This window comes from Dietzia natronolimnaea (genome assembly GCF_002289575.1).
GTDB lineage: Bacteria > Actinomycetota > Actinomycetes > Mycobacteriales > Mycobacteriaceae > Dietzia > Dietzia natronolimnaea_A.
Map to the genome: position 1 here is coordinate 142,131 of NZ_NTGA01000012.1, position 13,245 is coordinate 155,375.

The window sequence follows — 13,245 nt, forward strand, 5'->3', positions numbered from 1 at the left end:
GCGACCGGCTCTACCCGCCCGCCCCGACAGGCTGCTCCTTGAGCGCGCCCAGGATGTCGTCGACACGGTCCTTGGCGTCGCCGAACAACATCTGGGTGTTGTCGCGGAAGAACAGGGGGTTCTGCACACCGGCGTACCCGGCGGCCATGGATCGCTTGAAGACGATCACGTCCGTCGCCTCCCATACGTGGAGCACGGGCATGCCCGCGATCGGGCTGCCGGGGTCCTCGGCGGCGTCCGGGTTGACGGTGTCGTTGGCACCGATCACCAGGACCACGTCGGTGTCCGAGAAGTCGTCGTTGATCTCGTCGAGCTCAAAGACGATGTCGTACGGCACCTTCGCCTCGGCGAGCAGCACGTTCATGTGACCGGGCAGGCGGCCCGCGACCGGGTGCACGGCGAAGCGCACATCCACGCCCCGCTCGCGCAGGGTGCGGGTGAGGTCGGCGACGGGGTACTGCGCCTGCGCGACGGCCATGCCGTAGCCCGGGGCGATGATCACCTTCGAGGCGCCCGCCAGCAACTCGGCGGCGCCGGCGACGTCGATCTCGGTGTGTTCTCCGTGGTCCCTGCCCTCGCCCGAGGCGGCCTCGATACCGAAGCCTCCCAGGATGACCGAGATGAACGACCGGTTCATCGCCTTGCACATGATGTAGGACAGGTAGGCACCCGAGGATCCGACCAGTGCGCCGACGACGATGAGCAGGTCGTTGCCGAGCAGGAAGCCCGTCGCGGCCGCGGCCCACCCGGAGTACGAGTTGAGCATCGAGACCACGACCGGCATGTCGCCGCCACCGATGCTCGCCACGAGGTGCCAGCCCAGGGCCAGCGCAAGGGCCGTGACCAGCGCGAGCATCCACAGCGCCGGCGTGACGACGAACGCGACGGTGAGGGCGACGAACGCCACCAGGATCCCGGCGTTGATGAGGTTCTTGCCCGGCAGCACCAGCGGCGCGGACTTCATCTTCGCCGACAGTTTGAGGTAGGCCACGATCGATCCGGTGAAGGTGATGGCGCCGATGAAGACGCCGATGAACACCTCGGCGTGGTGGATGTCCAGCAGCGCGCCGGAGAGGTCACCGTGCAGCTCGGGTTCGAGGTAACCGTTCCACCCCACGAGCACCGCGGCCAGGCCCACGAAGGAGTGCAGCAGGGCGATCAACTCGGGCATCTCGGTCATCTGCACGCGCCGGGCACGCAGCAGCCCCAGCGTCGCGCCGATGAGCACCGCGACCACCATGAGGACGATCCCGGTGGTGGCGGGATGATGGTCGATCACCAGCGCGACGGTGGCCACGAGCGCCAGGGCCATGCCGGCGATGCCGAAGCTCAGGCCCCGGCGGGCGGTCTCGTGCTTGGACAGGCCGGCCAGGGACATGATGAACAGCAGCGCGGCGACGAGGTAGGCCGCGTTGGCGGCGGTCACGAGTGACATCTCCTCAGGCTCCCTTCGAGAACATGCCGAGCATGCGGCGCGTCACGGCGAATCCGCCGAAGACGTTGATGGACGCGACGAGGATCGCGATGGTGGCCAGGACCTGACCGACGGTGTTGTCGATCCCGATCTGGAGCAGTGCGCCCACGACGATCACCCCGGAGATCGCGTTGGTCACCGACATGAGCGGGGTGTGCAGCGCGTGATGGACGTTGCCGATCACGTAGTACCCGATCACGATCGCCAGGACGAACACCGTGATGTGGCGCGGGATGTCTCCGGGCGCGACTGCGGTGAGCAGAAGCAGCAGCGCCATCCCGGTGGCGATCAGGCCGAGCCTGGCCCGGGGGGAGAGCTTCTTCTTCTCCGCGGGCGGCTCGAGCGGTTCGGCGGCCGCCGCGGCGGGTGCCGCACTGACCTGCACCGGCGGCGGTGGCCACAGGACCTCACCGTCCCTGGCCACGGTCACCCCACGCTGGACGACGTCGTCCAGATCCAGCGCCCACCGCCCGTCCTTGTCCGGGGTGACCAGCTTGGTGAGGTTCACCAGGTTGGTGCCGTACAGCTGCGAGGCCTGTGCGGGCAGGCGTCCGGCCAGGTCGGTGTACCCGATGATCGTCACGCCGTTCTCGGTCACCACCACCTCGTCCGCCACGCTGCCCTCGACGTTGCCGCCCTGGGCCGCGGCCATGTCCACGATGACCGATCCGCGCTTCATCGACGCCACGTCCGCGGCGGTGAGGAGCCGCGGCGCCGCCCGGCCCGGGATCAGCGCGGTGGTGATGACGATGTCCACGTCGGCCGCCTGGGCCGAGTACAGGGCCGCCGCCGCGCGGTCGTAGGCCTCGCTGGTCGCCTTGGCGTACCCGTCCGTGGAGACGACCTTCTCCTCGTCGGGGACCTCGACGGGCAGGTACTCGCCACCGATCGACTTGACCTGGTCGGCCACCTCGGGGCGCGGATCGGTGGCGCGGACGATCGCGCCGAGGCTGCTGGCCGCACCGATCGCGGCCAGACCGGCCACGCCCGCACCGGCCACCAGCACTTTCGCCGGCGGGACCTTGCCCGCCGCGGTGACCTGTCCGGTGAAGAACCGACCGAAGTGGTGGGCGGCCTCGATCACCGCGCGGTAGCCGGCGATGTTGGCCATCGAGGACAGAACGTCCATCGACTGCGCGCGGGAGATCCGCGGGACCGCGTCCATCGCCAGGGCGGTGACCCCGCGCTCGGCCAGAACGGACAGCAGCCGCTCGTTCTGGGCCGGCGCCAGGAGGCCGACGAGGGTGGCGCCCGGCCGCAGTCGCGCCACTTCGGTCTCGGTGGGGACGGCGACCTTCATCACGACGTCGCTCGACCAGGCGGTGTCGCCGTCGACCAGGTCGGCGCCGGCGTCGGCGTAGGCCGCGTCGGAGAACTCGGCGCGGGTTCCCGCCCCGCTCTCCACCACGACCCGGTATCCCAGGCCGATCAGCTTCCCGACGGTCGCCGGCGTGGCGGCCACCCGCCGCTCCGAGGGACCGGACTCGGCGACCACGCCGATCACCGAGGGGGCGGCGACGGGATCCGGCACCTCGGTCTGCGGGGACATATCGGGGATCTCTTCGAGGCTCGAGGCCATGGGGGTTCCTTCGACAGGATTGTGGAAGACAGCGGTGTGACGAAGCGACGCAGGTGGACCGACACGACCGACCACGGACGATGTCCGATCCTTACACGGTGTCCGGCCTCGGCGTGGGGCCATCCGGGATCGGGCCGGAAACCGGTCTCAAGCCTTCCATCACGGGCGAACTGCTCGATGCGAGCCGGGGTACGAGCTCGCGGGCAGGGCGGGCGAGAGGGTGCTCTCTGCTCCGTCCACCCGGATGGCGATCCTCTCCGGGGCTCGGCATGGTGGTGCCGCTCTCCGGGAGAACGTCTGGGTGAGCTTACGACACGACGAAAATTGAACTTGATTCAGGTGGGGTGGGCACGGTCTGCCCACTGCCCCGCCGGAGCTCTTTCGCACCCGGAAATGCACGAAGCCGGCCTCTCGGCCGGCTCCCGGGCAACCGCGGCTGCACTCGATGTGTGGGCGAAGGGGGACTTGAACCCCCACGTCCCGAAGGACACTGGCACCTGAAGCCAGCGCGTCTGCCATTCCGCCACTCGCCCGAGTAACGCCCGGATACGTTAACACGGGCCACACCGGCCGAACTAATCCGCTGGTGGAGCACGGTCACCCGGCCCCCGCGGTTCTCGGAGGCGTGCTTCGGGCCGCTCCCGCCTCTATGATCGACCGGATGCCGCCCACTCCAGTGGCGGGGCAGAGGAACCAGACGCACACCGCGTACCCGGGCACACACCACAGAAGAGGAGGCACTCATGGGCATCGTCGGCAAGTTCGAACGCACACTCCAGGGTGCGGTGGGGGACGCCTTCGCCCGACTCTTCGGTGGCAAGGTGGTCGCGGCCGAGGTGGAGTCACAGCTGCGCAGGCAGGCGGAGGCCTCGCTCAAGGTGGTCGACGGTCACCTGCTGGTATCCAACAGCTACACCATCACCCTCGCCCGGTCGGACTACGCGTCCTTCACGGAGGACGAGGCCCTGGCCGTCAAGACCTTCTCCCGCCACCTCTCGGATCACATCGCGGAGCAGGGATGGGAGACCTACGGCCCGGTCACGGTCACGTTCGTCGAGCGCGACGACCTCCATACCGGGCAGCTGCGCATCAACGGGGTCGTGGACCCCGACGCCGTCCCCTTCCACATCTCGGCCGCCGCGCCGGCACCGGCACCGGGCCATCCGGCCCCGTCGTCACCGGTCCCCGCGCCGCCGGACGCCAGTCAGGAGAGACAACCCATGCAGGCACCCGCCTCGAACTATCCCGTCGCCACCCGCTCCGGGTCCGCAGGCCAGAGCACCGGGTGGGGCGGTCCGTCCGACGCCCCCACGCAGATCACCCAGGGACGCGCCTCGCTCTCGGTGACACTGCACCTCGAGGACGGATCCGGTCGGACGTTCCGCCTCCAGCGCGGCTCCAACCTGCTAGGACGCGGCCAGGACGCCGCCTTCCGCCTGCCGGACACCGGGGTGTCCCGGCAACACGCGGACATCCACTTCGACGGCCGCGAGGCGGTTCTGTCCGACCTGGGCTCCACCAACGGGACCACGGTCAACGAGGGCCCCGTGCAGGACTGGCAGCTGGCGGACGGCGACGTGATCCGGGTAGGACACTCGGAGATCACCGTCCGGTTCGACTAGCCTCGACAGGCATGGACCCCCGGGAACCGCCGGGGGCGATCACACGTTGCCCGAGGTGACCTGACCGGAGAGGGAGGACCGAACTCGTGCAGGGACTCGTTCTGCAACTCTCGCGTGGCCTCCTCCTGGCGATGCTGTGGCTGTTCATCTACCTCGTCCTTCGGGCCCTGAAGACCGATGTCTTCGGCAACGTCGGGATGAGATCGGGTGGCCAGGGTGAGCGTCGTGGTGGATTCCTCGGCCGCGGCACCAAAGCGATACGCCACCTCGTCGTCACCCAGGGCGCCCTGGCCGGGACCCGCATCACCCTGTCCGAGCAGCCGGTCCTGCTCGGCCGCGCCGACTCGTGCACGTTGGTGATCGACGACGACTACGCGTCCAACCAGCACGCCAGACTGTCCCCCCACGGGCCGGACTGGTTCCTCGAGGACCTGGGTTCGACCAACGGCACCTATCTGGACAGATCGCGGGTGACCACGCCGGTCAAGGTGGCCGCGGGCACGCCGATCCGGATCGGCAAGACCGTGATCGAGCTGCGCGCGTGACCCCGTCGCTCAGCTACGCCGCCCGCTCCCACACGGGGATGGTGCGCGAGAACAACGAGGACTCCGCCTACGCCGCTCCCCGCGTCCTCGTATTGGCCGACGGGATGGGAGGCCACGCCGCGGGCGAGCTGGCCAGTCAGATCATGGTCGCGACCCTGGCCAGGCTCGACGAGGACCAACCCGGTTCCGACCTCGCCGGCGCGCTCAGCCGCGCGATGAACGAGGGCAACCGGGCGATCGCCGCGCACGTCGAGGCGCATCCGGAGGCCGACGGCATGGGCTGCACGCTGACCGCCCTGCTCTTCGACGGGCGACGCATGGGGCTGCTCCACGTGGGCGACTCACGCGCGTACCTGCTCCGCGACGGCGTCCTCACTCAGATCACCAAGGACGACACCTTCGTCCAGTCGCTCGTGGACCGCGGCGAGCTCACCGCCGAGGAAGCCCACGTGCACCCGCGACGCTCGCTCATCCTCAAGGCCCTCACCGGCGAGCCCGTCGAGCCCACCACCGCCGTCCGGGAAGCCCGGGTGGGAGATCGCTACCTCCTCTGCTCGGACGGCCTGTCCGACCCGGTGAGCACCGAGACCATCGCCGAGACCCTCGCCACCGGATCCGCCGACGCCGCCGCCGAGCGACTGGTCCAGCTCGCGCTGCGCTCCGGAGGGCCCGACAACGTGACGGTCGTCGTGGCCGACGTGGTCGACTCCCCCCGCGGCGGCTCGATCGTGCCCGTGGTCGTGGGCGCGGCCTCGACGGACGAGCCCGGCGAGATCGCCGTCAACGCCGACACCGCCGCCGGCCGGGCCGCGGCCTTCTCCCGTGCCCAGGTCGCCTCTCAGAACGGCACGGGAGGCGCCGAGGACAAGGCCGACGAGGGGACGCCGGCCGGGAGCACGGAGCAGCGAGCCGCAGACGAGTCGGACCCCGCCGCCCCCCGCGGCACCCGCTGGCGTTTCGCGGTGAGCGTCGTCGGGGTGATCGTGCTGATCGCGGGACTCGTCGGGGTCTCTGCGCTGCTCGTGCGGAGCAACTACTTCGTCGCCGAGGAGGACAGCCAGGTGGTGGTGAAGCGCGGCATCTCGGGCGAGGTCTTCGGCATCTCCCTCGCCTCCGTCAGTCAGAAGGCCTGTCTGACCGACGACGACGAGCTCACCCTTCACGACGCCGGGACGCTCCCGTCGCCCTGCAACGTCTTCACCATCGGCGATCTGAGCGAGCCGGCCCGCGAATCGGTGCGGGCGGGAATGCCGTCGGGCAGCCTCGCGGACGCCAGGGCCCAGATCTTCCGACTCGCCCAGGACAACCTGCTGCCGCCGTGTGCGCCCCGGCGCGACGGGGGCAGGACCACGGACCCGGCGGAGACCATCACCTCGCCGTCGCCCACCACCACGTCGCCCACCACGTCTCCCGGCTCCGCCCCGGAACAGTCCCCCGAGCGCTCTCCCGAACCCACTCCACGCCCCTCCCCGGCCCCCGTGCCGGGAGTCGACTGCCGGGCGGTGAGCTGACCTGTGACCACCCCCGCATCCGGAACGCCCGCGGTCACCGTCCCGCCCCGCCGTGGCAAGGAACTCGTCCTCCTCGTCGCCGCGTCGGTGATCGTCGGATTCTCCCTGTTCCTCGTCCAACTGGCCCAGGAGCAGGAACTGAGCCTGACCCTGATCTGGCTGACCCTGGCCTACCTCGGCCTGTGCGGGGTGGCGCATCTGCTGATCCGGTGGTTGGCGCCGTACTCGGACCCCGTGCTTCTCCCGGCCGTCGCCCTCCTCAACGGCCTCGGTCTGGTGCTCATCTACCGCCTCGACCTGGCCTACGCGGCGCGCGCCGTGGCCAACGGCAACGACCCGCCGGGGATGGACGTCACCAGGCAGTTGCTCTGGACGCTGATCGGCCTGGCCTTCATGGCGGCCGTGTTGTACTTCCTCCGCGACCACCGGGTGCTGTCCCGGTACGGCTACACCATGGGCTTCTCCGGCCTGGTGTTGTTGGCGATCCCGGCAGTCCTCCCCGCCCGGTTCTCCGAGATCAACGGCGCCAAGAACTGGATCATCCTGCCCGGCTTCACGATCCAGCCCGGCGAGTTCGCCAAGATCCTGCTCATCATCTTCTTCGCCTCGATCCTGGTCGAGAAGCGTGAGTTGTTCACCAGCGCCGGGCGTCGCATCCTCGGCGTGGACCTGCCCCGCGGGCGGGACCTCGGGCCGATCATCGTGGCGTGGTTCCTCTCCCTGGGCGTGCTGGTGTTCAACACGGACCTGGGAATGGCGCTGCTGCTCTTCGCCACCGTGCTGACCATGCTGTACGTGGCCACCGAGCGGGTCAGCTGGCTGCTCATCGGCGTCGTCCTCGTGGGCATCGGGGGCGTGTTGGCCTACGCCCTGTTCGGCCACGTGCGGGTGCGGTTCCAGATCTGGCAGGACCCCTTCGCCTACTTCGACACCGGCGGTTACCAGAGCTCACAGGCCCTGTTCGGGCTCGCCTCGGGGGGCATGGGCGGCACCGGGCTCGGCAACGGGCGGCCGGACCAGGTGCCGTTCGCGGGCACCGACTTCATCACCTCCACGATCGGTGAGGAGCTGGGCCTGATCGGCCTCGCGGCCGTGCTGATGATCTACGCGATCGTCGTCCTGCGAGGGATCCGGGTGGGCCTGACCATCAGGGACAGCTTCGGCAAGCTGGTCGCAGTCGGCCTGGCGTTCACCGTCGCCATCCAGGTCTTCGTGGTGGTCGGCGGGGTCTCCACCCTCATCCCGCTCACCGGGCTCACCCTGCCGTTCATGGCCTACGGCGGGTCGAGCCTCCTCGCCAACTACGCCCTGTTGGCCATCCTGCTCCGGCTGTCGCATGACGCCCGTCGGCCGATGCCCACCCCGCGTCAGACACCCGCCCTCGCCGAGGCGGCCACCGGCATGATGCGGACCCCGCTGCTGGCCCGCGTCCGGAAGGCCGGGTGAGTGCCGGGTGAACGCCGCCATCCGCAGGGTCGCGGTCGCCGCCATCGTCATGGTGGTGGCGCTGCTCCTCCAGCTCACCTGGGTCCAGGTCTTCCGCGCCGACGAACTGCGGGCCGATCCACGCAACACCCGGATGCTGCTCGACGAGTACTCCCGCCAGCGCGGGCAGATCACCGCCGGGGGCCGGGTACTGGCCATGTCGGTGCCCTCAGACGGTAGGTACGAGTTCGAGCGCACGTATCCCACCAGCCCGGTCGCGTTCGGTCCGACCGTGGGGTACTACTCCCTGCAGTTCGCCACCTCCGGGATCGAGCAGTCCCAGGACGCCTTCCTCAACGGGTCGGACCCCAGGCTGCTCTCCCAGCGCATCTCCGGGCTCATCTCCGGCCGGACCCCCCAGGGCGGGTCGGTGGAGCTGACCCTCGACCCCGCCGCGCAGGAGGCGGCCTTCGGGGCACTGCAACGGGGCGCCGGCCAGGGGCCCTTCGTCGGCTCGGTGGCCGCCGTCCGGCCCTCGACCGGGGAGGTGCTGGCCCTGGCCTCCAGCCCGGCGTTCGACCCGAACGCGCTGTCCAGCCAGGAGCAGACCGTCCGCACCCAGGAGATGGAGCGGATCGAACAGAGCCCGGACCGGCCGCTGCTCAACCACGCCACGCAGCAGTCCCTGCCGCCCGGGTCCACCATGAAGGTCATCACGACGGCCGCCGCACTCGAATCCGGGATGGGACCGGAGACCCCGGTGTCCGGCGCGGACCGCACGCTGTTGCCCGGCACCTCCACGTTCCTGCAGAACTACGCCGGCCAGACCTGTGGGGGCGGCACCGTCACCCTCCGCACGGCGTTCGAACTCTCCTGCAACGTGCCGTTCGTGGAGCTCAGCCAGGAGATCGGCACCGACGCGTTCACCGAGATGGCCGAGCGATTCGGTCTGGACGGCGGGGAACCGGACGAACTCGGGATCCCCGCGGCACCGTCCGGACTCGGCCAGATGGAGGACGCGGCGCAGCTCGCCATGAGCTCGATCGGTCAGAGCGACGTCCGCATGACCACCCTGCAGAACGCCATGGTGGCGGCCACCGTCTCCAACGGCGGGGTACGCATGCAGCCCCAGTTGATCCGCTCCCTCACGGCGCCCGACCTCTCCGTGGTCCAGGGGTTCACCCCCGAGGACGCGGGGCGCGCCCTGACCGACGAGCAGGCCGCCACCCTCACCGAACTCATGGAGGGAGCGGAGCGCAACGCCGGCGGCGGGCTGCCCGGGGTGACCATCGCCTCCAAGACCGGTACCGCCGAGCACGGCGTGGACGCCGCGACGACCGTCCCCTACACCTGGTACATCGCCTTCGTCCCCGGCCAGGACGTGGCCGTGGCCGTGGCGCTCGAGTCGGGTCCCGGCATCACCAGGGACACCGTGGGCTCCACCTATGCCGCCCCCATCGGCCGCGAGGTCCTGGGGGCACTCCTCGGGGGCGCGGGATGAGCCTGAACTCCGGAGCGGTGCTCTCCGGCCGGTACCGACTGCTGCGCCTGATCGCCACGGGCGGGATGGGGCAGGTCTGGGAGGCCGCCGACGCGGTGCTGGACCGACACGTCGCGGTCAAGGTCCTCAAGGCCGAGTTCTCCTCCGACCAGGAATTCGTGGAGAGGTTCCGGTCCGAGGCCAAGGTGACGGCGCGGATCTCCCACCCGGGTATCGCGACGGTCTACGACTACGGGCAGATCGACGACCCGGCCTCGGGGAACCCGCTGTCCTACCTGGTCATGGAGTTGGTGGTGGGCGAGCCGCTCTCCGACGTCCTGTCGCGCGAGGGGTCGCTCCCGCTGCGCCACACCCTGGACATGCTCGAGCAGACCGGTCGCGCGCTCAACGCCGCGCACGCCATCGGGCTGGTCCACCGGGACGTCAAGCCGGGCAACATCCTCATCACGCCCTCCGGGCAGGTCAAGCTCACCGACTTCGGCATCGCCAAATCGATGGGGTCCGCGGCGGTCACACAGGCCGGGATGGTCGTGGGCACGGCCCAGTACATCGCGCCCGAGCAGGCCATGGGCCACGAGACCACCCCTGCCGGTGACGTCTACTCCCTCGGGGTCGTGGGATACGAGTGCCTGTCCGGGCGTAGGCCGTTCGTGGCCGACTCCCCGGTGAGCGTGGCGATGATGCACGTCCGCGAGACGCCGCCCCCGCTCCCCGACTCGGTACCGCCGCCGGTGCGCAGGCTCCTGTCCGACGCCATGATCAAGGATCCGAACCGGCGGTACCCCGACGGGGAGGCCTTCGCCGAGGCGGTCGCGGACGTGCGCGCGGGCCGTGACCCCCGGCCCCCGCAGGCGTTCGCCGCGGCCGCCGGGGGGGTCCTCGGTGCAGCCGCCGGCGCGGGCGCGGCCACCGCCGCCACCACGGTGCTGCCCGACGAGACCCCCGGGCCGGGCACCGGGGCGCGTCCGGATCCCACCCGGGCGTACACGGGACTCCATCCCGGGTCGGCCGCGCAGGCCGGGTCACGACCGCCGTACCGGACGCAGCGGGCACCCGCCCAGTCCCCCGCACAGGCGCCTGCGCGCCGCCACCCCGCCCCGCCGGTCACCTCACGGCCCCCCCGACGACGCGGCGGTGCGGGGTGCGCCGGCTGGTTCCTCGTCGTGGTGATCGTGCTCGCGGCCCTCGCCGTCGCGGCCGCGATCGCGCTGTCCAACGCCGGCGTGTTCGGGCCCGGAGGCCTGTTCGGCGGGACCACACCCACGACCCCGCCCGCGACCACGGTTCCGCAGACCCTGACCCAGACCCAGACCACCCAGGTTCCGGCCCCCGCCCCGGAGCCCGTCCCCGAACCCACTCCCCCTCCCGAGCCGACGCCGACCGAGACACCCCCGCCGCCCGACCTGCAGGACATGCTCGATTCACTGACCTCCGAGTTCAACTCCTTCGTCCCGCAGGCCCAGGCCGGTGGCGGCAACCCGGGCGGCAACGGTGGCGGCAGCCCGGGCGGCAACACCGGGCCCGACGCGGCGGCCCCCGGCCCCGGCAGGGCAGGTGACCGCGGATGACCACGCCCCATCTGCTCGCAGGCCGGTACGAGATCGGCGAGGTCCTGGGATTCGGCGGGATGTCCGAGGTCCACCGGGGACGGGACACCGTGCTCGGCCGCGACGTGGCGGTCAAGATCATGCGGCCCGAACTGGCCCGCGACGAGACCTTCTACCAGCGCTTCCGCCGGGAGGCCCAGAACTCCGCGTCGCTCAACCACCCCTCCATTGTCGCGATCTACGACACGGGCGAGGAGCGCACCGACGACGGTGCACTCCCGTACATCGTCATGGAACTGGTCGAGGGCGACACCATCCGGGACATCGTCAAGATGGACGGCCCCATGGAGATGGAACGCGCTCTCGGGGTGATGGCCGACGTCTGCGGTGCTCTCGACTTCTCCCACAAGAAGGGGATCATCCACCGGGACGTCAAGCCGGCGAACATCATGATCTCGCGCGACGGGGCCGTCAAGGTGATGGACTTCGGCATCGCGCGCGCGGTCAGCGACTCGACCTCGACGCTCACCACCACCTCGTCCGTGCTCGGCACCGCCCAGTACCTCAGTCCCGAACAGGCCCGCGGCGAGACGGTCGACGCCCGATCGGACCTGTACTCGGCCGGCTGCGTGTTGTACGAGATGGTCACCGGAACCCCCCCGTTCAGCGGCGAGTCCCCTGTCGCGGTGGCGTACCAGCACGTCCGGGAGTCCCCGCAGCCTCCGTCGGCGATCAACCCCGAGGTCGGCCGGTACGTCGATGCCGTGGTCATGCAGGCGATGGCGAAGAACCCCGAGAACCGGTACGAGACCGCCGGGGACATGCGCACCGACCTGCTCACCGTCCTGAGCGGGGGTCGTCCCGCCGCGCCGCTGGTGCTCTCCGACGACGAACTCGACGACGGCCAGCGGCCCGACGCCCCCCACGGGTTCGCCGGGGCGGGCTTCGGCTCGGGCCGGCCCGACCGGATCCCGCCGTCCGAGGCGCCCACCGAGGCGCACGCACTGCCCGGGCTCACCGCCGGTGCCGCCACCGGTGTCGGGGCCTCGCGGGCTGCGGGCCCCGGCGACGGTGACGGCGGCCGGAGACGCCCCCGCGCGGCGACGATCGCGATCGCGGCCCTGCTCGTCCTCGCCGTCGTGGCGGGTCTGTCGATCTGGGCGACGTCCGACCGCAACGGCGCGGTCGTCCAGGTCCAGGAGGTGACCGTCCCGGAGGTCGCCCAGCGGCCCGTGCAGGAGGTGGTCGACGAACTGACCGCCCTCGGCCTGGAGCCGGTCCAGAACCCGCAACCGGATCAGAGGGTCCCCGCGGGCCTGGTGGTCGCCTCCGACCCGATCGCCGGCAAGCGCCTCCCCGTCGGCTCGGAGATCATTCTCCTGGTATCCACCGGCCGGCCCATCCTCACGGTTCCCAACGTCATGGGGATGTCACCCGTGGACGCGCGGGTGGCCCTCGAGGAAGCAGGGTTCGAGGTGGTCCCGGAGAACGAGGCCCGCCCCTCGACAACCGAGGACCAGGACAAGGTCGTGGACACCGATCCGCCCCCGGGCGCCCAGGTGCCCTCAGACCGTCCCGTCAGGTTGACGGTGGGGTCCGGCCCCGAGGAACTGCAGGTGCCGGGGGTGGTGGGGCAGTCCATCGACTCGGCCCGGGCGACCCTCGAGGGCCTGGGATTCCGGGTCGACACCCGCAGGGTCGACGGCACCGCGCCGGAGGGTCAGGTGGTGGACCAGTCCACCCCGGCCGGGCAGACGCAGCTCAAGGGAGCCACGATCACGCTGCAGGTCTCGGCGGGGAACCGGTTCCTCATGCCCAACCTCGTGGGAGACACCGTGCCCGAGGCGCTGGCCGAGCTCGAGCGCGCCGGGTGGCGGGGAGGCCGCGGTCAGCTGGTCGAGCTGCCGCAGAACGACCCGGATCTCACCCGGGTGGGGCAGATCTATTCGCAACAGCCGCCTGTCGGCGAGGCCGGGGTGAACGACCAGGTCGTGGTGCGCGTGATCCGCTTCGGGCTGGTACCCGGCCCCGGCTGAGCCCC

At 70.9% G+C, this 13,245-nt stretch carries 9 protein-coding genes and 1 tRNA gene; 7 read left to right on the forward strand and 3 right to left on the reverse strand.

The window, feature by feature from the left end:
* Positions 1-10: 10 nt before the first annotated feature.
* The 3 genes from pntB to CEY15_RS06500 all read right to left on the reverse strand — a co-directional run bounded on the left by pntB (position 11) and on the right by CEY15_RS06500 (position 3,586).
* Positions 11-1,435, reverse strand: coding sequence for a Re/Si-specific NAD(P)(+) transhydrogenase subunit beta (gene pntB, locus CEY15_RS06490; protein WP_095717774.1), 1,425 nt, complete (start codon positions 1,433-1,435; stop codon positions 11-13).
* 4 nt (positions 1,436-1,439) lie between these two features.
* Entirely contained in the window at positions 1,440-3,023 is a 1,584-nt protein-coding gene (locus CEY15_RS06495; protein WP_095717805.1) for a Re/Si-specific NAD(P)(+) transhydrogenase subunit alpha, read from the reverse strand.
* Between the two features lie 480 nt (positions 3,024-3,503).
* Positions 3,504-3,586: transfer RNA gene (locus CEY15_RS06500), tRNA-Leu, on the reverse strand.
* 210 nt (positions 3,587-3,796) lie between these two features.
* On the opposite strand from CEY15_RS06500, the gene CEY15_RS18950 reads away from it, so the two are divergent.
* From CEY15_RS18950 to pknB, 7 genes are all read left to right on the forward strand, one after another.
* Positions 3,797-4,675, forward strand: coding sequence for a DUF3662 and FHA domain-containing protein (locus tag CEY15_RS18950; RefSeq protein WP_017835105.1), 879 nt, complete (start codon positions 3,797-3,799; stop codon positions 4,673-4,675).
* A gap of 86 nt (positions 4,676-4,761) precedes the next feature.
* A complete protein-coding gene (locus CEY15_RS06510; RefSeq protein WP_017835106.1) occupies positions 4,762-5,220 on the forward strand; it encodes an FHA domain-containing protein FhaB/FipA in 459 nt (152 codons plus the stop codon).
* Positions 5,217-6,731, forward strand: coding sequence for a PP2C family protein-serine/threonine phosphatase (locus CEY15_RS06515; protein ID WP_017835107.1), 1,515 nt, complete (start codon positions 5,217-5,219; stop codon positions 6,729-6,731). The genes CEY15_RS06510 and CEY15_RS06515 overlap by 4 nt, the downstream gene beginning before the upstream one ends.
* Positions 6,732-6,734: 3 nt before the next feature.
* On the forward strand, positions 6,735-8,177 hold the full coding sequence (locus CEY15_RS06520) for an FtsW/RodA/SpoVE family cell cycle protein (protein WP_017835108.1): 1,443 nt from the start codon (positions 6,735-6,737) through the stop codon (positions 8,175-8,177).
* Between the two features lie 7 nt (positions 8,178-8,184).
* Positions 8,185-9,657 (forward strand): penicillin-binding transpeptidase domain-containing protein, encoded by a 1,473-nt coding sequence (locus CEY15_RS06525; protein ID WP_017835109.1) that lies wholly within the window; start codon positions 8,185-8,187, stop codon positions 9,655-9,657.
* Positions 9,654-11,225 carry a serine/threonine-protein kinase gene (locus CEY15_RS06530; RefSeq protein WP_095717775.1) on the forward strand — a complete coding sequence of 524 codons (1,572 nt, stop codon included), beginning with the start codon at positions 9,654-9,656 and terminating at the stop codon, positions 11,223-11,225. The genes CEY15_RS06525 and CEY15_RS06530 overlap by 4 nt, the downstream gene beginning before the upstream one ends.
* Positions 11,222-13,240, forward strand: coding sequence for a Stk1 family PASTA domain-containing Ser/Thr kinase (pknB, locus tag CEY15_RS06535; protein ID WP_017835111.1), 2,019 nt, complete (start codon positions 11,222-11,224; stop codon positions 13,238-13,240). The genes CEY15_RS06530 and pknB overlap by 4 nt, the downstream gene beginning before the upstream one ends.
* Positions 13,241-13,245: the final 5 nt, after the last annotated feature.

What these genes read in the sequence shown, in the direction of transcription:
- pntB (WP_095717774.1), bottom strand. Translation starts at nt 1,435, where the DNA reads ATGTCACTCGTGACCGCCGCCAACGCGGCCTACCTCGTCGCCGCGCTG.
- CEY15_RS06495 (WP_095717805.1), bottom strand. Translation starts at nt 3,023, where the DNA reads ATGTCCCCGCAGACCGAGGTGCCGGATCCCGTCGCCGCCCCCTCGGTG.
- CEY15_RS18950 (WP_017835105.1), top strand. Translation starts at nt 3,797, where the DNA reads ATGGGCATCGTCGGCAAGTTCGAACGCACACTCCAGGGTGCGGTGGGG.
- CEY15_RS06530 (WP_095717775.1), top strand. Translation starts at nt 9,654, where the DNA reads ATGAGCCTGAACTCCGGAGCGGTGCTCTCCGGCCGGTACCGACTGCTG.
- pknB (WP_017835111.1), top strand. Translation starts at nt 11,222, where the DNA reads ATGACCACGCCCCATCTGCTCGCAGGCCGGTACGAGATCGGCGAGGTC.